Source organism: Pseudomonas sp. JV241A (assembly GCF_900275665.1).
Taxonomy (GTDB): Bacteria; Pseudomonadota; Gammaproteobacteria; order Pseudomonadales; family Pseudomonadaceae; genus Aquipseudomonas; species Aquipseudomonas wadenswilerensis.
Genome location: NZ_OPYO01000013.1, coordinates 184,953 through 205,997 on the forward strand (window position 1 = coordinate 184,953; position 21,045 = coordinate 205,997).

Annotated in this window: 17 protein-coding genes and 4 tRNA genes; 18 read left to right on the top strand and 3 right to left on the bottom strand. The window is 62.9% G+C overall.

All coding sequences use genetic code 11. The features are described from left to right. The first annotated feature begins 188 nt into the window (after nucleotides 1-188). The 9 genes from JV241A_RS07535 to JV241A_RS07575 all read left to right on the top strand — a co-directional run bounded on the left by JV241A_RS07535 (nucleotide 189) and on the right by JV241A_RS07575 (nucleotide 4,302). Nucleotides 189-264 (top strand) — tRNA-Ala (locus JV241A_RS07535). Between the two features lie 79 nt (nucleotides 265-343). Then, nucleotides 344-419: transfer RNA gene (locus tag JV241A_RS07540), tRNA-Glu, on the top strand. A 53-nt stretch (nucleotides 420-472) separates the two neighbouring features. Then, a tRNA-Ala gene (locus tag JV241A_RS07545) sits at nucleotides 473-548 on the top strand. A gap of 44 nt (nucleotides 549-592) precedes the next feature. After that, nucleotides 593-668, top strand: a tRNA-Glu gene (locus tag JV241A_RS07550). Between the two features lie 176 nt (nucleotides 669-844). Continuing rightward, nucleotides 845-1,384 carry a TetR/AcrR family transcriptional regulator gene (locus tag JV241A_RS07555; RefSeq protein ID WP_115085943.1) on the top strand — a complete coding sequence of 180 codons (540 nt, stop codon included), beginning with the start codon at nucleotides 845-847 and terminating at the stop codon, nucleotides 1,382-1,384. Between the two features lie 28 nt (nucleotides 1,385-1,412). After that, nucleotides 1,413-2,246: an alpha/beta fold hydrolase gene (locus JV241A_RS07560; RefSeq protein ID WP_038994175.1), complete on the top strand. Its 834-nt coding sequence runs from the start codon at nucleotides 1,413-1,415 to the stop codon at nucleotides 2,244-2,246. Between the two features lie 44 nt (nucleotides 2,247-2,290). Beyond that, nucleotides 2,291-2,731, top strand: a complete 441-nt coding sequence (locus JV241A_RS07565) for a thioesterase family protein (RefSeq protein ID WP_134061800.1) — start codon at nucleotides 2,291-2,293, stop codon at nucleotides 2,729-2,731. Nucleotides 2,732-2,780: 49 nt separating this feature from the next. Beyond that, nucleotides 2,781-3,740: a tRNA-dihydrouridine synthase gene (locus tag JV241A_RS07570; protein ID WP_115085944.1), complete on the top strand. Its 960-nt coding sequence runs from the start codon at nucleotides 2,781-2,783 to the stop codon at nucleotides 3,738-3,740. Between the two features lie 115 nt (nucleotides 3,741-3,855). After that, on the top strand, nucleotides 3,856-4,302 hold the full coding sequence (locus JV241A_RS07575) for an Hsp20 family protein (protein ID WP_010223248.1): 447 nt from the start codon (nucleotides 3,856-3,858) through the stop codon (nucleotides 4,300-4,302). Nucleotides 4,303-4,768: 466 nt separating this feature from the next. Here JV241A_RS07575 and JV241A_RS07580 read toward each other — a convergent pair whose 3' ends face one another. The 3 genes from JV241A_RS07580 to JV241A_RS07590 all read right to left on the bottom strand — a co-directional run bounded on the left by JV241A_RS07580 (nucleotide 4,769) and on the right by JV241A_RS07590 (nucleotide 9,728). Further along, nucleotides 4,769-5,455 (bottom strand): DUF2268 domain-containing putative Zn-dependent protease, encoded by a 687-nt coding sequence (locus JV241A_RS07580; protein ID WP_134061802.1) that lies wholly within the window; start codon nucleotides 5,453-5,455, stop codon nucleotides 4,769-4,771. A gap of 30 nt (nucleotides 5,456-5,485) precedes the next feature. Beyond that, the gene (locus JV241A_RS07585; RefSeq protein WP_134061804.1) at nucleotides 5,486-8,782 is read right to left on the bottom strand and encodes a PAS domain S-box protein; all 3,297 of its coding nucleotides are present in this window, start codon (nucleotides 8,780-8,782) and stop codon (nucleotides 5,486-5,488) included. 61 nt (nucleotides 8,783-8,843) lie between these two features. Next, nucleotides 8,844-9,728 carry a LysR family transcriptional regulator gene (locus tag JV241A_RS07590; protein ID WP_134061806.1) on the bottom strand — a complete coding sequence of 295 codons (885 nt, stop codon included), beginning with the start codon at nucleotides 9,726-9,728 and terminating at the stop codon, nucleotides 8,844-8,846. A 130-nt stretch (nucleotides 9,729-9,858) separates the two neighbouring features. Here JV241A_RS07590 and leuC point away from each other — a divergent pair, with 130 nt between their 5' ends. The 9 genes from leuC to JV241A_RS07635 all read left to right on the top strand — a co-directional run bounded on the left by leuC (nucleotide 9,859) and on the right by JV241A_RS07635 (nucleotide 20,797). Continuing rightward, nucleotides 9,859-11,292: a 3-isopropylmalate dehydratase large subunit gene (leuC, locus tag JV241A_RS07595; protein WP_134061808.1), complete on the top strand. Its 1,434-nt coding sequence runs from the start codon at nucleotides 9,859-9,861 to the stop codon at nucleotides 11,290-11,292. Continuing rightward, complete coding sequence (gene leuD, locus JV241A_RS07600; protein ID WP_115085981.1) at nucleotides 11,289-11,933, top strand: 3-isopropylmalate dehydratase small subunit; 645 nt, start codon at nucleotides 11,289-11,291, stop codon at nucleotides 11,931-11,933. Before leuC ends, leuD begins: the two co-directional genes overlap by 4 nt. Nucleotides 11,934-12,049: 116 nt before the next feature. Further along, nucleotides 12,050-12,814, top strand: a complete 765-nt coding sequence (locus JV241A_RS07605; RefSeq protein WP_115085982.1) for a class I SAM-dependent methyltransferase — start codon at nucleotides 12,050-12,052, stop codon at nucleotides 12,812-12,814. Between the two features lie 53 nt (nucleotides 12,815-12,867). Further along, a complete protein-coding gene (leuB, locus tag JV241A_RS07610; protein ID WP_115085983.1) occupies nucleotides 12,868-13,950 on the top strand; it encodes a 3-isopropylmalate dehydrogenase in 1,083 nt (360 codons plus the stop codon). 68 nt (nucleotides 13,951-14,018) lie between these two features. Next, entirely contained in the window at nucleotides 14,019-15,131 is a 1,113-nt protein-coding gene (asd, locus tag JV241A_RS07615; protein ID WP_010223256.1) for an aspartate-semialdehyde dehydrogenase, read from the top strand. A gap of 234 nt (nucleotides 15,132-15,365) precedes the next feature. Beyond that, the gene (locus JV241A_RS07620; protein WP_134061810.1) at nucleotides 15,366-16,376 is read left to right on the top strand and encodes an aspartate-semialdehyde dehydrogenase; all 1,011 of its coding nucleotides are present in this window, start codon (nucleotides 15,366-15,368) and stop codon (nucleotides 16,374-16,376) included. 70 nt (nucleotides 16,377-16,446) lie between these two features. Next, on the top strand, nucleotides 16,447-19,170 hold the full coding sequence (locus JV241A_RS07625) for a FimV/HubP family polar landmark protein (RefSeq protein WP_134061813.1): 2,724 nt from the start codon (nucleotides 16,447-16,449) through the stop codon (nucleotides 19,168-19,170). Between the two features lie 120 nt (nucleotides 19,171-19,290). Continuing rightward, a complete protein-coding gene (gene truA, locus JV241A_RS07630) occupies nucleotides 19,291-20,115 on the top strand; it encodes a tRNA pseudouridine(38-40) synthase TruA (RefSeq protein WP_166675668.1) in 825 nt (274 codons plus the stop codon). 61 nt (nucleotides 20,116-20,176) lie between these two features. Next, entirely contained in the window at nucleotides 20,177-20,797 is a 621-nt protein-coding gene (locus tag JV241A_RS07635; RefSeq protein WP_134061815.1) for a phosphoribosylanthranilate isomerase, read from the top strand. Nucleotides 20,798-21,045 lie beyond the last annotated feature (248 nt).

The window sequence follows — 21,045 nt, forward strand, 5'->3', positions numbered from 1 at the left end:
AGTAAAATCGGGGTGTTTCCCGGTTCTGGGCGGTAAGTGTTTGTTATCTCGGAAATTTTTTTTGAATTTTGTTGAAAATATATTTGACAGGTTCGCCATCCGATCTTAATATGCGCCCCGTCCACAGCGATGAACGAAAACGAAACGCGAAGCACCCAGCCAAGCGGTTCAGTTCAAAGCGACATTGTGGGGCTATAGCTCAGCTGGGAGAGCGCCTGCATGGCATGCAGGAGGTCAGCGGTTCGATCCCGCTTAGCTCCACCAAATTCCGATTCGTAGTCAGTTAGACTGACTGCGAAATCAACCGGGTTCCAGCGACCGGGTTGGTAAGGTAAGAAGGTTCGTCCCCTTCGTCTAGTGGCCTAGGACACCGCCCTTTCACGGCGGTAACAGGGGTTCGAGTCCCCTAGGGGACGCCAGTTTTACACAAGCGACATCGAAAGAAGTCGCTGGGCCGCGAGGCTAGAAATCTGGGGCTATAGCTCAGCTGGGAGAGCGCCTGCATGGCATGCAGGAGGTCAGCGGTTCGATCCCGCTTAGCTCCACCAATTTTGCCAGGATTCGTGAAAACGGATCTGCACGAAGGTTACAAGTCCCCTTCGTCTAGTGGCCTAGGACACCGCCCTTTCACGGCGGTAACAGGGGTTCGAGTCCCCTAGGGGACGCCATTTTACCCACTTTGTGGGATTTCAAGGCTCATTCGATTATTGAATGAGCCTTTTGTTTTTGTCTCGAAAAAAACTTTTCCCATCCCTTCCTTGCCTGACGCGACAAGCGGCAGCATTTTCTGCTTGCCAAAAATATTATGAGAATAATATTCTAACCATAATATTTGGAGGCAAGCATGAACGACAAAAAGGCGAAAACCCGCGAGCGGATTCTCGATGCAGCCTGCAGTGCGCTGATTCAGCACGGTCCGGCCGAGCCTAGCGTCAATCAGGTGATGGGCGCGGCCGGCCTTACCGTCGGTGGCTTCTACGCCCATTTCGACAGCAAGGACGCGCTGATGCTCGAAGCGTTTCGCCAGTTGCTGGGCGAGCGTCGGGCGTTGCTCGCCGAAGTCGACCCGAACATGACGGGTGAAGAGCGTCGTGCCCTGGTTGCCGCCTTCTATCTTTCCCGCAAGCACCGCGACGCCACTGAGCGCGCCTGCCCGCTGCCCACCTCGCTGGGCGAACTGGCGCGCCTGCCGGAGGCCTTCCGTGAGGTGCTGGCCGAACACATCGAACTGATGATGGCCAATCTCGCCGACAGCCCCGAAGACGCCGACAAGGTCCTGGCCGACATGGCCCTGATGATCGGTGGCCTGGCCCTGGCCCGGGCCCTGGGCACTGACGAGCTGTCTGACCGCATTCTGCGCGCCGCCAAATCGGCGGTTGTCTGAACCACGCGATATCCACCGGAGCGAAGCGATGAATACCTTGAGCTGGATTCGTAGCGTTAACGGCACCCTTGGGCATTTGGCGCCAGAGCATGTCGCGCGCAAGATGCGCCGCGCCTTCATGACCCCGCGCAACCGGCCGCCGCGGGACTGGGAACTGCCGCTGCTGGCCCGCGCCGAGCGCATCACCTTGCGTTTCGGCCTCTCGGCACTGCGCTGGGGCCAAGGCCCGACCGTGCTGCTGATGCACGGTTGGGAAGGGCGCCCGACCCAGTTCGCCCACCTGATCGACAGCCTGGTCGACGCCGGTTACACCGCCGTGGCCCTGGAAGGCCCGGCCCATGGCCACTCACCGGGCAACGAAGCCAACGTGGTGCTGTTCGCCCGTGCCTTGCTGGAAGCCGCCGCCGAACTGCCGCCGCTCAAGGCTGTGGTTGGCCATTCCATGGGTGGCGCCAGCATGCTCCTGGCCTTGCAGTGGGGCCTGCGCGCCGAAGTGGCGGTGAGCATCGCCGCACCGGCGCAGTTGCTTGGCGTTATCCGCGGTTTCGCTCGCCACCTGGGCATGCCGGCGCGGGCGCGGGCGGCGTTCATCCGTCAGATTGAACGCGATGTCGGCGTGCAGATTTCCCGCCTGGATGTCAGCGGCTACCAACTGGAGCTGCCCGGCTTGATCGTGCATGCCGAGGACGACCAACTGGTACCGGTAGACGAATCAGACGCTATCCACCGTGCCTGGTTCGACAGCCGCCTGCTGCGCCTGCCCGACGGCGGCCATCTGCGGGTGCTGGCCGACCCGCAACTGCGCGAAGGGGTGCTGGCACTGCTGCAACGCAGCAGTTCACCGGCGCGGCAATCGGCCTGAGCATCCGGTACACTCTGCCCGTTCACCACGGATCTGGAGCGGGCATGAGTTGGGACCTGGCAACACCGTTCATCATCGACCTGCGGGTCGCTGCCGACGACATCGACGGCCTCGGCCACGCCAACAACGCGGTTTACGTCACCTGGCTGGAGCGCTGCGCCTGGCGCCACTCCCAGCGCCTGGGCCTGGACCTGACCGAGTACCGGCGCCTGGACCGGGCCATGGCCGTGGTCCGCCACGAAATCGACTACCTGGCCGCTGCCTACGAAGACGACGAGTTGCAACTGGCAACCTGGATCGTCGACTGGGACCAGCGGCTGAAAATGACCCGGCGCTTCCAGCTGGTTCGTCCCAGCGACGGCACCACCTTGCTGCGTGCGCAAACCACCTTCGTCTGCATCGAGTTATCCACAGGGCGGCCCAAGCGCATGCCGGGTGAGTTCATCGACGGCTATGGGCCGGCGCTGATGGCCGGAGCGCTGTAGGCCGCGGATTTTGCTAGACTGCCGGCCTTTTCCAGCCGAGATGCAACCCATGCAAATTGCCCTGGCCCCGATGGAGGGGCTGGTCGACGACATTCTTCGCGACGTACTGACCCAGGTGGGCGGCATCGACTGGTGTGTCACCGAGTTCATTCGGGTCTGCGACCGCTTGTTGCCGGCGGCCACCTTCGAAAAGCTCGCGCCGGAGCTGAGCCAGGGCGCCCAGACCGCTGCCGGAGTGCCGTTACGTGTGCAATTGCTGGGCTCCGACCCGGTGTGCCTGGCCGAAAACGCGGTGCTGGCCTGTGAACTGGGCGCGCCGGTGATCGACCTCAACTTCGGCTGCCCGGCCAAGACCGTGAACAAGTCGCGTGGCGGTGCGGTGCTGCTCAAAGAGCCTGAGTTGCTGCACGCCATCTTGCGAGAAGTGCGTCGCGCAGTTCCTGCGCATATCCCGGTGACGGCCAAGATGCGCCTGGGCTTCGACAGCCCCGACGGCGCCCTGGACTGCGCCCTGGCCCTGGCCGAAGGTGGCGCCGAGCAATTGGTGGTGCACGCGCGAACCAAGGTCGACGGCTACAAGCCGCCCGCCCATTGGGAGTGGGTGGCGCGGGTGCAGGACGTGGTCAAGGTGCCGGTGTATGCCAACGGCGAGGTCTGGACCCTGGAAGACTGGCGGCGTTGCCGCGAAGTCAGCGGCGTCGAAGACATCATGCTGGGGCGTGGCCTGGTTTCGCGCCCGGACCTTGCCCGGCAGATTGCCGCCGAACGCGATGGCGTCGAGTTCGTGCCCATGGACTGGCAGAGCCTGCTGCCGCTGATCCAGGACTTCTGGGGTCAGGCCCGGGCGCAGATGACCCCGCGCCAGGCGCCGGGGCGCTTGAAGCAATGGGTGGCGATGCTGACCCGCACCTACCCCGAGGCGGTGGCGCTGTTCACCGAATTGCGCCGGGAAACCGACTGCGATCGGGTCGGGCAGTTGATCGGTGTGCCAGTCAGCGAGGCGGCCTGAAAAAATTTTTACAGGGTTGCTTGAAAAGCAGGCGAGGGTCCTTATCTAGGGAGTACGCGATGCCGAAGTCGGGTCGCGCTACTACACAACCTCGCTGATTTTCAGGAGATGCATCATGACTACTGCTTTTTCTCTGGCTCCACTGTTCCGTCATTCCGTGGGTTTCGACCGTTTCAATGACCTGTTCGAATCTGCGGCGCGTAATGAGGCGGGTAGCAGCTACCCTCCCTACAACGTTGAAAAACATGGCGATGACCACTATCGAATCGTCGTTGCTGCGGCAGGTTTCCAGGAGCAGGATCTGGACCTGCAGGTGGAAAAAGGCGTCTTGACCGTGACTGGCGGCAAGCGTGACAGCAACGCTGAAAGCGTTACCTATCTGCATCAGGGCATTGCCCAGCGGGCGTTCAAGTTGTCGTTCCGGTTGGCTGACCATATCGAGGTCAAGGCGGCTGGTCTGGCTAATGGGCTGCTCAGCATCGATCTGCTGAGGATTGTGCCGGAAGAGGCCAAGGCCAAGCGGATTCCGATCAATGGGGATGGCAAGCCTGCTCTGAATTGATTGTTGTTTGTTTAGGAAAGGGTGCCTTCGGGCACCCTTTTTTTGGCTCTGAGATTTTGGAGTTGATCCGGTTGTTTTGGTGGTGCTGAGTCACCTTTCCGCCCTTACGGCGGCTTACTTTTTTCAGTCGAAAAAAAAGTAAGCAAAAATTCTCGCCCCACCAGGGGCCCTACGCTGCGCTTCGGGTTCCCTCGCTCCGGTGTCGCTACGGGGCATTGCGAACTACGAGTTGCAAGCAACTCTACGTTTCGCAACTTCGGCTAACGCCGAAGGTGCTGCGCACTAGCCCCTTCGCAACACCTCCACTCGGCCCTTCTGGTTAACGGGGCCGGTAGATCGAGATCACAAGCAGATCAAGATCAAGAGCACAATTCGCGTTGCCCTTGTGGGGGCGGGCTTGCCCCGCGATGCGATGTGGCAGGCAGGACGCTATTGCGGGGCAAGTCGAGTCGTTGGGCCGCGCGCCCTACGGTTTGATAACCAACCCTGCTCGAATGCCAGCGGCAATTACAGTATCCGCAGCAACTGATATCCATTCTTCACCACTTACGGCAGGTGACTGCGTAAGCCAATGATCAGCCAGTTGGTACCCAAGGCTGTACCCCAGCCAACGCGGGAAAACTCTGTTAGTGCCAAAGAACCATGCAGCGTGATCGTAATCACGCCTTGCCAGCTGGCTGTTGTCTGGAGGGGCTGCAAGGAGGTCCGGCAAGCCAATAGCGCGCTCCCAGGGCTCTGGCTCGCTGCCAAGCAGGTAGCTGACAAAACGCCCCGCTAGGCCCTCGCTCACCAGCGCTTCGCCCAGGGTGTGCCCATATCCCGGCCCGGCCATGCGCAGGCAATGATGCGTTTCGTGGATGATCTGGCGCAGCAATGTGCCGTTGTTCAGGCTGCAAGCAAAATTGGGATTCTTTGGGTCCACCGTCAGTGAAAACAGGTTGTGGCGATAGGCATATCCCATAAGGCCGACTTCGGGAATGACTTGGCCCGGCAGAGATTGAACCAGAATGTCCAGAGCAGGAGCGGGCAATAGGCGCTCGATCGCCTTTTTGGCCTCGGCAGCCTGTTCAATTATCGCTGACTGCCAATTGCTCAGGTCACCACTTGCCTGAAGCCAATGCAGCGTCCAGTTGGCTGAGCCTGCTGGATTCATTTCCCCCCCGCCCTTAGATGCACCAGTCGATCAATGATCCGCCGGCGCCTCAAGCAACATTGCCCGAAACTCCCCCAGCGGCAACGGCCGGCTATGCAGGTACCCCTGGTACAAATAGCACCCCAGTCGCTCAAGAAACTCCAGCTGCTCCGACAACTCCACCCCTTCGGCGATCACCGTCAGGTCCAGGCTGCGGGCCATGGCGACGATGGCGCGGACGATTTCGGCGTCGTTGGGGTCTATCGGAGCATCGCGGACGAATGATTGGTCGATCTTCAGGGCATCCACCGGCAGGCGTTTGAGGTAGGTCAGCGAGGAGTAACCGGTACCAAAATCATCCATGGCAAAGCTCACGCCATAGGCCTTGAGCTCGCGCATTTTGCTGATGGTGTCTTCCAGGTTCTGGATGACGATGCCTTCGGTGATTTCCAGCTTGAGGATCTTGTGCGGCAGGCGGAAGTCGTCGAGGCTGCGCATCACCCGTTCGACGAAGTCGTTCTGGCGGAACTGCCGTGGGCTGATGTTCACGCACAGGCTGAAGTCGTCCGGGTCGATCAGGCCGTCGCGCAGCATGCCGGCACAGGCATCGCAGGCTTCGTCGAGGATCCAGCTGCCAACTTCCAGTATCAGCCCGCTTTCTTCCAGCACCTGAATGAACTGCGCCGGCGGCTGCTGGCCCAGTTGCGGGTGGTGCCAGCGCAACAGCACTTCGGCACCGACGATGCGGTTGTCGCGGGCGTCGACCTGGGGCTGGAAGTGCAGGGCGAGTTCGCCGCGGGCCAGGGCCAGGCGCAGGTCGTTTTCCATGCGCAAACGCTCGCTGGCGGCCTTTTGCATGGTGGTGTGGAACATTTGCGTGGTGTTGCGCCCGGAATCCTTGGCCCGATACAGGGCGATATCCGCACGTTTGAGCAAGTCGGCCGGGGTCGAGCCGTGGTCGGGGATCAGCGCCACGCCGATGCTCGGCGTCACCTGCAGGCGCTGGCCGTCGAGGGACATGGGCTCGGCCAGCAGTTCGCGCAGGGTATCGGCCAGTTCGCGGACTTTCTCCGTGACTTCCTCGCGGCTGCCTTCCAGGCCGCTGAGCAGCACCACGAACTCGTCACCACCCAGGCGCGCGACGGTGTCTTCCAGGCGTACGCTGGCTTCCAGGCGCGCGGTGATGATCTTCAGCACCGTGTCCCCGACTGGATGGCCGAGGGAATCGTTGATGTGCTTGAAGTGATCGAGGTCGAGAAACAGCAGGGCGCCACGCAGGTTATGGCGCTTGAGCAGGGCGATCTGCTGACTCAGGCGGTCCATCAGCAGGGCGCGGTTGGGCAGGTTGGTCAGCGGGTCGTGGTAGGCCAGGTGGCGGATCTGCGCCTGGGCGTTCTTCAACTGGCTGACATCGCGGGCAGTGAGCAGCAGGCACTCGGTTTCATTGAGGTTGATCGGCTCGATCGACACCTCGACGGTCAGGATGTCGCCGCGCTTGTTGCGCCCGAGCATTTCCCGGTGATGCACGCGGCCTTTTTCCTGGAACTCGCTGAGCAGCGCCGCGCGTTGTTTGTCGTCGGCCCAGATGCCAATGTCGTGCACGGTCTGGCCGATCACTTCGGCGGCGCTGTAGCCGGTCAGGCGGCAGAAGCCGTCGTTGACTTCCAGGTAGCGGCCGCTGTCGCGCTCGGTGATGGTGATGGCGTCGGGGCTGGAATGGAACGCCTTGGCGAACTTTTCTTCGCTGGCCTTGAGCGCCGCTTCGGCACGCTGCTGCTGGGTGATGTCGCGCAGGGTGGTGACGCTGCAGGGGTGGTCGTCGACCTTGATCAGGCGACTGGATATCACGCAGGTCAGTGGCTGGCCGTCCTTGTGGTTGACCACCACGGCGACGTTGTTCAGCGCCTGGTCGCGGATCACCCGTTCAATGCGCCGGGCGCGTTCGGCGGACTCGGCCCACAGGCCGATCTCTTCGGCGGTGTTGCCCAGCACCTGCTCGGCGCTCCAGCCAAACACCTGGGTAAAGGCCGGGTTGATCTCGATGAACTGGCCGCTGTCCTGGCGGGTTACGCAGATCGGGTCGGGGCTGGCCTGGAACAGGCTGGCGAACTTTTCTTCGGAGCTGGTCAGGCGTTGTTCACGCTCGACCTGTTCGGTGATGTCCAGCAGGGTGCCGGCCATGCGCAGCGGGTTGCCCTGTTCGTCGCGGTACAGCCGCGCGCGGCTTTCGATGTAGCGCGAGGTACCGTCTTCGAGCTGGATGCGGTAGGTGATCTGGTAATTGCCGGCCGGGCCTTCGCGCAGGCTGCGATAGGCCTGGCGCATAGTGCTGCGTTCCATTTCCGGCACGCCTTCGAAAAACGCCTCGAAGGATTCGTGAAAGGGTGCTGGCTCAAGGCCGTGCAACTCGGCCGCACGCGCCGAGCCGTAAAGCATGCCGCTGGGGATGTGCCAGTCCCAGGTGCCCAGCTGCGCTGAGTCCAGGGCCAGGTCCAGGCGTTCCTGGCTGTCCTTGAGCGCCTGTTCGGCGTGTTTGCGCTCGCTGGTGTCGACGAAGGTGCTGAGCAGGTAGGCGGTGCCTTCCAGTTCGATGTTCTGGGTACAGAGGATGCCGTCGTGAATTTCGCCGCTGCTGCCGCGAAACTGCACTTCGAGGGTCACCGGGCCGCTGGTGCCGCTGGTCGCCGCCAGCACCTGGTTACGTTGCTGCGGATGGACCCACAGGCCCAGCTCCAGGGTGCTCTTGTTGATGATCTGGTGGCCGGGCCAGCCAAGGATGTTCTCGAAGTGCTGGTTGACCTCATAGATCATGCCGTCGGCGCGGCGGGTCAGCAGGATGACGTTGGGGCTCAGGTGGAAGAGGGTGGCAAAGCGCTTTTCCGAGTTGATCAGCGCCGCTTCCCGTTCGCGCTGGCGGGTGATCTCGCGGATCACCCCGACCATCTGTCGCCGGCCGTTGCGGTCCTGGGTCATGCTGCCGTTGATTTCCAGCCAGTGCAGGCTGCCGTCGGGCCAGCGGATGCGATGGCGCAGGGCCTGTTCGACCGGCTCGCCGTTTATCACTGCGTGAAACGCTTGCAGGGCGCGGGGGCGGTCTTCGATGGGTACCAGTTCGAGGTAGTCCAGGTCATTGGGCAACGGCTGGTGCGGATCAAAGCCAAACAGTGCCTGGGTACCGCGCGACCAGCTGATCTGCCCGGTCTCGACATCCCAGAACCAGGCGCCCAGGCGCGCACCGTTGAGCGCCGCCAGCAGTTGCGGGGCGTTTTCCCAGGTTTGCTCCGACTCCTGGGGGTCCGCCGCATGGATTCGGGGCATGCGCGGAAAACGGTTTACTGATTTGGGCATCGATACCAGACCTTTGGCAGATAACGCGTCCTTGAGCGGGCAGGTTTGCCCGGGTGCTACCTCATTGGTTCAAGGGGCTTGCATGGCTGTCGAGCAATGCCATAAAGGCCCTGGCGGCATTCGACAGCGTTCGTTCGGTGTGCAGAATGTAGCCTAGCTGGCGCGACAGCTGTATGCCCGGCAAGGCGATGGGCGCAACCTGCTCATCGAGCATAGTACGTGGCAGCACGCTCCATGCCAGGCCGATAGAGACCATCATCTTGATGGTTTCCAGATAGTTGGTGCTCATGGCGATGTTCGGCGTCAGGCCCTGGGCTTCGAACAGGCGCTGAACAATATGATGTGTGAAGGTGTTACCGCCGGGAAAAACCGCCGGATGGTGGGCGATGTCTGCCAGGCTGACCGCGCCTTTGCGTGCCAGTGGGTGTTCGGGGGCGGCGACGAAATCCAGGGGGTCGTCCCACACCGGTATGGCGCGCACCAGATGATGCGGCTCCGGAGCCAGAGTGATTACGGCGATTTCCGCTCGGCCATGGAGGATTTCTTCGTAGGCTACTTCTGAATCGAGAAACTGGATGTCCAGGGCCACGGCCGGGTACTGGCGGGTAAACGCCCTTAATAGTGGCGGCAGGCGGTGCAGGCCGATGTGATGACTGGTGGCCAGGGTCAGGCGCCCGCTGACTTCACCGGTGAGGTTGGTCAGGGCCCGGCGGGTGTCGTCCAGTACATTGAGGATCTGGTAGGCACGCGGCAGCAGGGCGCGTCCGGCCTCGGTCAGGTTGACCTCGCGGCCCAGGCGGTCGAACAGACGCACATCCAGTTGCTGCTCAAGGCCGGCGATGCGTTTGCTGATTGCAGGTTGGGTCAGGTGCAGGCGTTCGCCAGCCCCGGAAAAGCTGCCGGTCTCGGCGATTGCAATAAAGGCATTGAGATTGGCCAGATCCACTACTCGAATTCCTTTTGGTTATCCAAAGCATAAAAATTATGAATTTGAGTTATTCAATCTACCGGCATAGCATCGCCCGTACAAGCCAAGGGGTTATTGGCATAGAAAGACGCTGATGAGGAACAGTCTGATGGCCGGCAAAACGCTTTACGACAAGCTCTGGGATTCGCATTTGGTCAAGCAGCGCGACGATGGTTCGGCGCTGATCTACATCGACCGTCACATCATCCACGAAGTGACGTCGCCGCAAGCCTTCGAAGGCCTGCGCCTGGCCAATCGCAAACCCTGGCGCATCGATGCCAACATCGCCACGCCTGATCACAACGTGCCGACCACTCCGGAGCGCAAGGGCGGTATCGACGCCATTGTCGACCAGGTCTCGCGTTTGCAGGTTCAGACCCTCGATGAAAACTGCGACGAGTATGGCATCGTCGAATTCAAGATGAATGACGTGCGTCAGGGCATCGTCCACGTCATCGGCCCGGAGCAGGGTGCGACCTTGCCCGGCATGACCGTGGTCTGCGGCGACTCGCATACCTCGACCCACGGTGCCTTCGGCGCCCTGGCCCATGGTATCGGCACCTCCGAGGTAGAGCACGTGCTCGCTACCCAGTGCCTGGTGGCCAAGAAGATGAAGAACATGCTGGTGCGCGTCGAAGGCAGACTGCCGTTCGGCGTCACTGCCAAGGACATCGTCCTCGCCGTGATCGGCAAGATCGGCACCGCTGGCGGCAACGGCCATGCCATGGAATTCGCTGGCAGCGCCATTCGCGAGTTGTCGGTCGAAGGCCGCATGACCATCTGCAACATGTCCATCGAAGCCGGTGCCCGGGTTGGCCTGGTGGCCACCGATGAAAAAACCGTCGAGTACGTCAAGGGCCGCCCTTACGCGCCGAAAGGCGAGCAGTGGGCACAAGCGGTCGAAACCTGGAAAGACCTGGTGTCCGATGCCGACGCGGTGTTCGACACGGTGATCGAGCTGGACGCCGCGCAGATCAAGCCGCAGGTCAGCTGGGGCACTTCGCCGGAAATGGTCCTGGCGGTTGACCAGCGTGTCCCGGACCCGGCTGCCGAAGCCGACCTGGTCAAGCGTGGCTCCATCGAACGCGCCTTGAAGTACATGGGCTTGAGCGCCAACCAGGCGATCACCGACATCCAGCTTGACCGGGTGTTCATCGGCTCCTGCACCAACTCGCGCATCGAAGACCTGCGCGCCGCCGCCGAAATCGCCAAGGGCCGCAAGGTTGCCGCGACCATCAAACAGGCGATCGTGGTGCCGGGCTCGGGTCTGGTCAAAGCCCAGGCCGAAAAAGAAGGCCTGGACAAGATTTTCCTCGAAGCGGGCTTTGAGTGGCGTGAACCGGGTTGCTCGATGTGCCTGGCGATGAACCCCGACCGCCTGGAGAGTGGCGAGCATTGCGCCTCCACCTCCAACCGCAACTTTGAAGGGCGTCAGGGCGCCGGTGGCCGTACCCACCTGGTGAGCCCGGCCATGGCCGCCGCCGCTGCCGTTACTGGTCGTTTTGTCGATGTACGTGAGTTGATCCAAGGGAGCGCAGCATGAAAGCCTTTACCCAGCACACCGGCCTTGTCGCGCCATTGGACCGTGCCAACGTCGACACCGACCAGATCATTCCCAAGCAGTTTTTGAAGTCGATCAAGCGCACGGGCTTTGGCCCCAACCTGTTCGATGAGTGGCGCTACCTGGATGTCGGCCAGCCGTATCAGGACAACAGCAAGCGCCCGCAGAACCCGGACTTCGTCTTGAACCATGCGCGTTACCAGGGTGCCAGCGTATTGCTCGCCCGTGAGAACTTCGGTTGTGGTTCGAGCCGCGAGCATGCGCCCTGGGCCCTGGAAGAATACGGCTTTCGCAGCATCATCGCGCCGAGCTATGCCGACATCTTCTTCAACAACAGCTTCAAGAACGGCTTGTTGCCGATCATCCTCAGCGAGCAAGAGGTCGATGAGCTGTTCAAGCAGGTCGAAGCCGAGCCTGGCTACCAGTTGAATGTGGACTTGCAGGCGCAGACCGTGACCCGTCCTGACGGCAAGGTGCTGAGCTTCGAGATCGACGCGTTTCGCAAGCACTGCCTGCTCAACGGCCTGGATGACATCGGCCTGACTTTGCAGGATGGCGAGGCGATTGCCGCCTTTGAAGCCAAGCATCGGGCTAGCCAGCCCTGGTTGTTTCGTGACGTCTGACTAATACGGTGAACCGGCTGACGCCATCGCCGGCAAGACCGGCTCCCACAGGTGCTGTGAGCACCACAGCCTGTGTGGGAGCTGGCGTTGCCAGCGATGAGGCCAAGGAGATCGCAATGACCAGCACCACCCATAAGGACGTCGTCCAGCGCCAGTTCGGCGAGCAGGCCAGCGCTTACCTGAGCAGCGCCGTGCATGCCCAGGGCAGTGAATTTGCCCTGTTGCAGGCAGAGCTTGCCGGCCAAGGCCGTGCACGCCTGCTGGACCTTGGCTGTGGCGCCGGCCATGTGAGTTTCCATGTTGCCCCGCTGGTGCGTGAAGTGGTGGCCTACGACCTGTCGCAGCAGATGCTCGACGTGGTCGCCGCGGCTGCCGCCGAGCGCGGGTTTGAGAACATTGTCACCGAGCGTGGCGCCGCCGAGCGGTTGCCGTTCGCCGATGCTTCGTTCGATTTCGTCTTCAGCCGCTACTCGGCGCACCACTGGAGCGACCTGGGCCTGGCGCTTCGGGAAGTGAAGCGGGTGCTCAAGCCGGGTGGTGTGGCGGCCTTCATCGACGTGATGTCGCCGGGCAGCCCTTTGCTCGACACCTACCTGCAGAGCGTCGAGGTGCTGCGCGACACCAGCCATGTGCGCGATTATTCGGCCAGCGAATGGCTGCAGCAGGTCAGCGAAGCCGGCCTCTTCACCCGCAGCCACAGCCGCCAGCGCCTGCGCCTGGAGTACAGCTCCTGGGTCGAGCGCATGCGCACCCCCGAAGTGATGCGCGGCGCCATCCGCCAATTGCAGCAGGCGATGGGCGAAGAAGTACGGCAGTATTACCAGATTGAAGCCGACGGCTCGTTCAGCACCGATGTCGTGGTGCTCTGGGCCGAACGCTAGGTTTTTTCCGGCAGGCCAACAGGGCGTGCCGCTTGAATTGAATAGAGGAAAGCATGAGCAAGCAGATTCTGATTCTTCCAGGTGATGGCATTGGTCCGGAAATCATGGCCGAGGCGGTCAAGGTTCTGGAACTGGCCAACGACAAGTTCCAGCTCGGCTTCAGCCTGGAGCACGATGTGATCGGTGGCGCCGCCATCGACAAGCACGGCGTGCCGCTGGCCGACGAAACTCTGGAACGTGCACGCAAGGCCGACGCCGTGCTGCTCGGCGCCGTTGGCGGGCCGAAATGGGACAAGATCGAGCGCGACATTCGCCCCGAGCGCGGCCTGCTGAAGATCCGTTCGCAACTGGGCCTGTTCGCCAACCTGCGCCCGGCGATCCTCTACCCGCAACTGGCCGACGCTTCGTCGCTGAAACCGGAAATTGTCGCCGGCCTGGATATCCTCATCGTTCGCGAACTGACCGGCGGCATCTACTTCGGCGCGCCACGCGGCACCCGTGAGCTGGCAGGCGGCGAGCGTCAGGCCTACGACACCTTGCCATACAGCGAGAGCGAAATCCGCCGTATCGCCCGGGTCGGTTTCGACATGGCCCGCGTGCGCGGCAAGAAGCTCTGCTCGGTCGACAAGGCCAACGTCCTGGCCTCCAGCCAGCTGTGGCGCGAGATCGTCGAGGAAGTGGCCAAGGATTACCCGGACGTCGAGCTCAGCCACATGTACGTCGACAACGCCGCCATGCAACTGGTGCGTGCGCCCAAGCAGTTCGACGTGATGGTCACCGACAACATGTTCGGCGACATCCTGTCGGATGAAGCTTCCATGCTCACCGGCTCCATTGGCATGCTGCCATCAGCGTCGCTGGATGCCGACAACAAGGGCATGTACGAGCCTTGCCACGGCTCGGCACCGGACATCGCCGGCCAGGGCATTGCCAACCCGCTGGCGACCATACTTTCGGTGTCGATGATGCTGCGTTACAGCTTCAACCAGCAGGCGGCAGCCGAAGCCATTGAAAAGGCCGTCAGCCTGGTGTTGGATCAGGGGCTGCGCACCGGCGACATCTGGTCGCACGGTTGCAGCAAGGTAGGTACGCAGGAAATGGGCGACGCAGTAGTCGCAGCGCTGCGGAATCTGTAATCTCTCGGGCCCGCTGCTGTTTTTCCTTGTGAAGCAGCGGCCCACTTTTTAGCAAAGGTGTAGTTGCGATGAAACGTGTAGGTCTGATCGGTTGGCGCGGTATGGTCGGTTCCGTGCTCATGCAGCGGATGCTGGAAGAGCAGGATTTTGATCTTATCGAGCCGGTGTTCTTCACCACCTCCAACGTCGGTGGCCAGGGTCCGGCAGTGGGCAAGGATATTGCTCCGCTCAAGGACGCTTACAGCATTGAAGAGCTCAAGACCCTCGATGTGATCCTGACCTGTCAGGGCGGCGACTACACCAACGAAGTCTTCCCCAAGCTGCGCGAAGCCGGCTGGCAGGGCTACTGGATCGACGCCGCCTCGAGCCTGCGCATGCAGGATGACGCGGTCATCGTCCTCGACCCGGTCAACCGCAAGGTCATCGACCAGCAGCTCGACGCCGGTACCAAGAACTACATCGGCGGCAACTGCACCGTCAGCCTGATGCTGATGGGCCTGGGCGGCCTGTTCGAAGCGGGCCTGGTCGAGTGGATGAGCGCCATGACCTACCAGGCCGCCTCCGGCGCCGGCGCGCAGAACATGCGTGAGCTGATCCGCCAGATGGGCGCCACCCACGCCGCCGTCGCCGATGACCTGGCCAACCCGGCCAGCGCCATCCTCGACATCGACCGCAAGGTCGCCGAGGCCATGCGCAGCGAAGCCTACCCGACCGAGAACTTCGGTGTGCCGCTGGCCGGCAGCCTGATCCCGTGGATCGACAAGGAACTGCCCAACGGCCAGAGCCGTGAAGAGTGGAAGGCCCAGGCCGAGACCAACAAGATCCTCGGCCGCTTCAAGAGCCCGATTCCGGTCGACGGCATCTGCGTGCGCATCGGCGCCATGCGTTGCCACAGCCAGGCGCTGACCATCAAACTGAACAAGGACGTGCCGATCGCCGACATCGAAGGCATGATCAGCCAGCACAACCCTTGGGTGAAACTGGTGCCGAACCAGCGTGAAATCAGCATGCAGGAGCTGAGCCCGACCAACGTCACCGGTACCCTGAACATCCCGGTCGGTCGTCTGCGCAAGCTGAACATGGGTTCCCAGTACCTGGGCGCCTTCACCGTCGGTGACCAGCTGCTGTGGGGCGCGGCCGAGCCGCTGCGGCGCATGCTGCGGATCCTGCTGGAGCGTTGATCGCTACGCAGCGTTGAACTGAAGCCCGTGCTGGAAACAGCACGGGCTTTTTTGTTGGCCCTCAAAGCATCGCTGGCAAGCCAGCTCCCACAGGGTTCGGTTTGTACAGACCCTTGTGGGAGCTGGCTTGCCAGCGATGGGCTGCATAAGCAGCGCCAGTAGCAGCAGGCACAAGACTGCAAGACGAAATCCAAGTAAAGTGCCGCTCCCGCCGTTCCAGCAGAGGATTTTCCCATGAGCCAGCCTATTGATATCGCCGTCATCGGTGCCACCGGTACTGTCGGTGAAACCCTTGTACAAATTCTGGATGAATGCGATTTCCCGGTCGGCACCCTGCACCTGCTGGCCAGCAACGAATCGGCGGGCAGCGGCGTGATGTTTCGCAGCAAGAGCCTGCGCGTGCGCGAAGTCGACAGCTTCGACTTCAGCAAGGTCAAGCTGGCTTTCTTTGCCGCCGGCCCGGCGGTGACCCGCAGCTTCGCGCCGCGGGCCCAGGCAGTCGGTTGTGCGGTGATCGACCTGTCCGGCGGCCTGCCGGCCGAGCAGGCGCCAGCGGTGGTACCGGAAGCCAACCCGGCAGTGCTCGACGGCCTCAAGGCGCCGCTGCAAGTGAGCAGCCCGAGCGCCGCGGCGATTGCCCTGGCGGTCACCCTGGCGCCGCTCAAAGGCTTGCTGGAACTTGAGCGCATCAACGTCACCGCGTGCCTGGCGGTTTCCGCCCAGGGCCGCGAGGCGGTCAACGAGCTGGCCCGGCAGACCGCCGAACTGCTCAACGCCCGCCCGCTGGAGCCGCGCTTCTTCGACCGGCAGATGGCCTTCAACCTGCTGGCTCAGGTCGGTGCCAGCGATGCCGACGGCCATGGCACCCTGGAGCGCCGCCTGGTCAGCGAGTTGCGCGAAGTGCTTGGCTTGCCTTCACTGAAGATTTCCGTGACCTGCGTTCAAGTCCCGGTGTTTTTCGGCGATAGCTACAGTGTGTCCGTGCAAAGCCGCACGCCGGTCGACCTGGCGGCGGTCAACGCTGCGCTGGAAGCCGCTGACAGCATCGAACTGGTGGAGGAGGGTGATTATCCGACGCCGGTGGGTGACGCAGTGGGTCAGGACGTGGTCTATGTTGGACGGGTACGCGGTGGAATCGACGAGGCTGAGCAGCTCAACTTCTGGCTGACCACCGACAATGTGCGCAAAGGCGCGGCCCTGAATGCGGTACAGCTGGCGCAATTGTTGATAAAAGGCCTTGTGTAAAAGATACTTGCCGACAATTTGCCCCACTTGCTCTCGGTTGCCGGGGAAGGTTCATTCAAAGGAAGAGGTCATGCTTCGAATTCGCAAACTGGTCTTAGCAATAGCCGCGGCGTCGGCGCTGTCGTCCGGTATGGCGCATGCCCTCGGGTTGGGCGAGCTGACCTTGAAGTCAGCGCAGAATCAGCCCCTGGATGCCGAGATCGAACTGCTCGATGTCCGCGATCTGACGGCGGCCGAAGTGGCGCCGAGCCTGGCGCCGCCCGAAGAGTTCGCCAAGGCCGGTGTCGAGCGCCAGGCGTTTCTCAATGACCTGACCTTCACCACGGTGATCAACCCCAACGGCAAAAGCGTGTTGCGGGTGACTTCGAGCCAGCCGCTGCCGGCGCCGATGGTCAAGTTCCTGGTTCAGGTCATGTGGCCGAGCGGGCGCCTGCTGCGCGACTACAGCGTGCTGGTCGATCCGGCCAAGTTCAACACCCCGGCCGGGCAACCGGCGCCGGCGGGCGTTGCGCCTGCGGTGACGGCGGCCAACTACACCACCGTGCGTCGCGATACCCTGTGGGAAATCGCCTCGAAAGCCCGTCAGGGTGGCTCGGTGCAGCAGACCATGCTGGCCATCCAGGCGCTGAACCCGGATGCCTTCATCAACGGCAACATCAACCTGCTGAAAACCGGCCAGGTCCTGCGTCTGCCTGATCAACAGCAGATCGCCAGTATTCCCCAGGCCCAGGCCGTCACCGAGGTTGCCGAGCAGTACGCTGCCTGGCGCGAAGGCCGGCGTCTGGGCCCGCGTGCCCGCCAGCTCGACGCCACCCGGCGCAGCGGCACCGAGGCGGCGCCGGCGCGCATCGCCAACCAGGACAACCTCAAGCTGGTCGCACCCGGCAGCAAGGCCGCTGCGGGCAGCAAAGGGCTCAGCGACAAGCTGGCCGTGGCCCAGGAAAGCCTGGACACCAGCCGTCGTGACAACGAAGAGCTCAAAGGCCGCATGGCCGATCTGCAGAGCCAGCTGGACAAGCTGCAGCGCCTGATCGCGCTGAAGAACGACCAGTTGGCCAAGCTTGAAGCCCAGGGCGCCACCGACGCTGTCGCCCCTGAAGCCCCCGCGGCCCAGCCACCGGCCTTCTCCGCCGAACTGCAGCCGGCCCCGGCACCGGCCGAGCCTGTGGTCACGCCAGCCCCGGCCGCGGTCGATACCGCACCGGTTGACCCGGCGCAGCCTGCGGCCGCCGAACAGGCACCGACCGACGCGAACAAGATGCTCGACGATCTGCTCGGCAACCCGTTGTTGCTGGCGCTGATCGCCGGCTCTGCGGTGTTGGTGCTGTTGCTTCTGCTGCTGTTGCTGGCACGCAAGCGCAAGGCCGCCCAGGAAGCGGAAAAACACCTGCGCATGGCCCGGGCCCTGGCCGAAGAGAGTGATCGCGCTCCGGACCTGGACCTGCCGCCAAGCAGCTTTGAAGGCCTGGACGTGGCGCCGCCGAGCGTGACCCTGGCGCCGGCGGTGGTCGCCGCGTCTGCCGCTGCCGCGACAGCTGCCGCATTGCCTGCTGAAGAACCGGCGCCGGTAACTCCGGAGCCTGCACCAAGCGAGCCGGTGCAAGGCCCGATTGCAGCGCCACTGGTCGCTCCGGCGGCTAGCCCAGCAGCACCGACCGGCGACGCCGTGCTCGACGAAGCGGAGCTGAGCATTGCCCGTGGCCGCCTCAATCACGCTGCAGAGCTGCTCGAGCCTGCGGTTGCCGCAGCGCCGGAGCGTAGCGACCTGCGTCTGAAGCTGATGGAAGTCTATGCCCGCCAGGGCGACCGTGATGCCTTTGTCGGCCACGAGCGTCAGCTGATTGCCACCGGCCAGAACCATGCCGACGTCGAAGCCCTGAAGAACCGCTTCCCGGCCATGCTGGCCGTCGCTGCGGCAGGCGTCAGTGCTGCGGCGCTGGCGGCTGAGCTGGATGCCCAGTACGTCCAGGAGCTGCTGCAGGACGAGCCGTCTGCCGAGCCAGTCGCTGAAGTCGAGCCTGTGCTCGAGGCTGAGCCGGTCGTTGAGCCTGAAGCGGTGGTAGAAGAGCCGCTGGCTGACCTTGAGGCTTTGCCTGAAGACGACCTGGACAGTGCCTTCGACCTGAGCCTGGAAGATGACCTGCAAGGCCTGGAGCTGGACGAGCCGCCACTGCTCGACGAGCCTTCGCTGGCCGTTGCAGAGCCGCAAGCCGCAGAAGCCGCGAGCGAAACCGGCACCGATCAGCCGGACTTCGATGCCCTGCTGGAAGAGCATCTGGCACAGCCTGAACAGGCCCTGGACGACCTGGCCGATTTTGACCTCGACGTTGCGGGTGACGAGCCTGTGCCACAGCCCAGCAGCGAAAGCGTCGACGTCGCCGCCGAGCTGGCTGCCTTTGACGAAGCCATGCCGGAGTTCGACCCGCTGAGCGAGCTGGACCTGCCGGAAGACTTCGACCTGTCGCTGTCGCTGGACGACTCGGAGGCCGACAAACACTTTGCCTCGGAGCTCGATGACGTCAACGCCGAACTCGACAAACTGTCGCAAAGCCTTGAGCAGCCGTCGATCGAGCCGCACTTCACCGAAGCGGACGCCGCTGTCAGCGACGATCTGGACGATGACTTCGATTACCTCGGCGGCGCCGACGAAGTGGCCACCAAGCTCGACCTGGCCCGGGCCTATATCGACATGGGCGACCATGACGGCGCCCGCGATATCCTCGACGAAGTGCGCAAGGACGGCAGCGATGTCCAGCGCCAGGAAGCCGACGAGTTGCTCTCGCGCCTGGTCTGAGTTCAGTTCTTGCATGGCCGACGGCAGCCCCAGTGGCTGCCGTTGTCGTTATAATTCCCGCCATCTGCTAAACCGACAGGCTGTATCCCCTTGGAAATCATTGATAACGCGGCTGCTGAAATGGCGGCCGAAGGCTTCTTTCGTATCGCCCTGGGCGTTGAATACAAAGGCTCGCGCTACCGCGGCTGGCAGCGCCAGGCCAGTGGTGTGGCGAGCGTGCAGCAAACCCTGGAGGAAGCCTTGTCGCGGGTGGCCGATTCGCCGGTCAGCCTGCACTGTGCCGGGCGCACCGATGCTGGCGTGCATGCCTGCGGCCAGGTGGTGCATTTCGACACCCAGGCGGTACGCAGCATGAAGGGCTGGACCATGGGCGCCAATATCAACCTGCCGCATGACATCAGCGTGTCCTGGGCCAAGGAAATGCCCGCGCACTTCCATGCACGCTTCAAGGCCATTGCCCGGCGTTACCGCTACGTGATCTACAACGACCAGATCCGCCCGGCGCACCTGGGCGAAGAGGTGACCTGGAACCACCGGCCGCTGGATGCCGAACGCATGGCCCTGGCTGCCGAGTACCTGGTCGGCACCCACGACTTCAGCGCCTTCCGCGCTGGTCAGTGCCAGGCCAAGTCGCCGATCAAGAACCTCCATCACCTGCGCGTCACCCGCCACGGCAAGATGATCGTCCTGGATATCCGCGCCAGCGCCTTCCTTCACCACATGGTGCGCAACATCGCCGGCGTGCTGATGACCATCGGCACCGGCGATCGTCCGATCGAGTGGGCCAAAGAAGTGCTGGAGAGTCGCGAGCGGCGCGCCGGCGGGGTTACCGCGCATCCGTACGGGCTGTACCTGGTGCAGGTCGAGTACCACGACGAGTTCGAACTGCCCGAACGTTACATTGGCCCACACTTCGTTACCGGCTACGAGACATTGACGGGCTGACGGCCCGCAAGCCATTTGCTAACATCCGGGACTTTCCGCTTTCTGCTGAGGTTCACAGGTCATGAGCGCCGTTCGCAGCAAAATCTGCGGCATTACCCGCATCGAGGATGCGCTGGCCGCAGCCGAGGCGGGCGCCGATGCCATCGGCCTGGTGTTCTATGCCAAAAGCCCGCGGGCGGTCGATGTGCGGCAGGCGCGGGCGATCATCGCCGCACTGCCGCCGTTCGTCACCACCGTAGGCCTGTTCGTCAATGCCAGCCGTTGCGAGCTGACGGAAATCCTCGAGGCGGTGCCACTGGACCTGCTGCAGTTCCATGGCGATGAAACCCCTGCCGAATGCGCAGGTCACAACCGCCCATGGATCAAGGCGTTGCGGGTGCGCCCGGGCGACGACCTGGAGGCCAGCTGCAAGCTGTACAGCGGTGCCAGCGGCATTCTTCTCGATACCTACGTGGCAGGCGTGCCAGGCGGTACCGGCGAGGCCTTCGACTGGTCGCTGGTGCCTGCGCACCTGAACAAGCCGATCATCCTCGCCGGCGGCCTGTCGCCTGATAACGTGGCGCAAGCCATCCAGCAGGTGCGACCTTACGCGGTGGACGTCAGCGGGGGAGTGGAGCAGGCCAAGGGCATCAAGGACCCGGCGCGGATCGAGGCTTTTATCCGCGCGGTCAAGCAGGCGTGAAATCGCGGCATGCTGCGGATGTGACGGCTGGCCGCGCGCCATCGTCCATAGCTTTCGCAGCCCGGTGCTGCCGGATCGCGCCCATGGGCCGGTCGAAATTACCGGGTGACGCCACAGGCGTCGCCCTTACAGGTTGACGATGGTGCGGTATCGGGGTGGCTCGCTGCAGGCGGGTGCCGGAGCCGGACCATCATCGCGTCATACACGAATTGAGCTCAAGGGCATACGCGCGAGCTGGCAGCCATAAC

Bases quoted from the DNA above. Each gene is read 5' to 3' on its own strand.
- asd (WP_010223256.1), top strand. From the start codon at position 14,019: ATGAAACGTGTAGGTCTGATCGGTTGGCGCGGTATGGTCGGTTCCGTG.
- JV241A_RS07605 (WP_115085982.1), top strand. From the start codon at position 12,050: ATGACCAGCACCACCCATAAGGACGTCGTCCAGCGCCAGTTCGGCGAG.
- JV241A_RS07620 (WP_134061810.1), top strand. From the start codon at position 15,366: ATGAGCCAGCCTATTGATATCGCCGTCATCGGTGCCACCGGTACTGTC.
- leuC (WP_134061808.1), top strand. From the start codon at position 9,859: ATGGCCGGCAAAACGCTTTACGACAAGCTCTGGGATTCGCATTTGGTC.
- JV241A_RS07555 (WP_115085943.1), top strand. From the start codon at position 845: ATGAACGACAAAAAGGCGAAAACCCGCGAGCGGATTCTCGATGCAGCC.
- JV241A_RS07635 (WP_134061815.1), top strand. From the start codon at position 20,177: ATGAGCGCCGTTCGCAGCAAAATCTGCGGCATTACCCGCATCGAGGAT.
- JV241A_RS07565 (WP_134061800.1), top strand. From the start codon at position 2,291: ATGAGTTGGGACCTGGCAACACCGTTCATCATCGACCTGCGGGTCGCT.
- JV241A_RS07570 (WP_115085944.1), top strand. From the start codon at position 2,781: ATGCAAATTGCCCTGGCCCCGATGGAGGGGCTGGTCGACGACATTCTT.
- JV241A_RS07585 (WP_134061804.1), bottom strand. From the start codon at position 8,782: ATGCCCAAATCAGTAAACCGTTTTCCGCGCATGCCCCGAATCCATGCG.
- leuB (WP_115085983.1), top strand. From the start codon at position 12,868: ATGAGCAAGCAGATTCTGATTCTTCCAGGTGATGGCATTGGTCCGGAA.
- JV241A_RS07560 (WP_038994175.1), top strand. From the start codon at position 1,413: ATGAATACCTTGAGCTGGATTCGTAGCGTTAACGGCACCCTTGGGCAT.
- truA (WP_166675668.1), top strand. From the start codon at position 19,291: ATGGCGGCCGAAGGCTTCTTTCGTATCGCCCTGGGCGTTGAATACAAA.
- JV241A_RS07580 (WP_134061802.1), bottom strand. From the start codon at position 5,455: ATGAATCCAGCAGGCTCAGCCAACTGGACGCTGCATTGGCTTCAGGCA.
- JV241A_RS07575 (WP_010223248.1), top strand. From the start codon at position 3,856: ATGACTACTGCTTTTTCTCTGGCTCCACTGTTCCGTCATTCCGTGGGT.
- JV241A_RS07625 (WP_134061813.1), top strand. From the start codon at position 16,447: ATGCTTCGAATTCGCAAACTGGTCTTAGCAATAGCCGCGGCGTCGGCG.
- leuD (WP_115085981.1), top strand. From the start codon at position 11,289: ATGAAAGCCTTTACCCAGCACACCGGCCTTGTCGCGCCATTGGACCGT.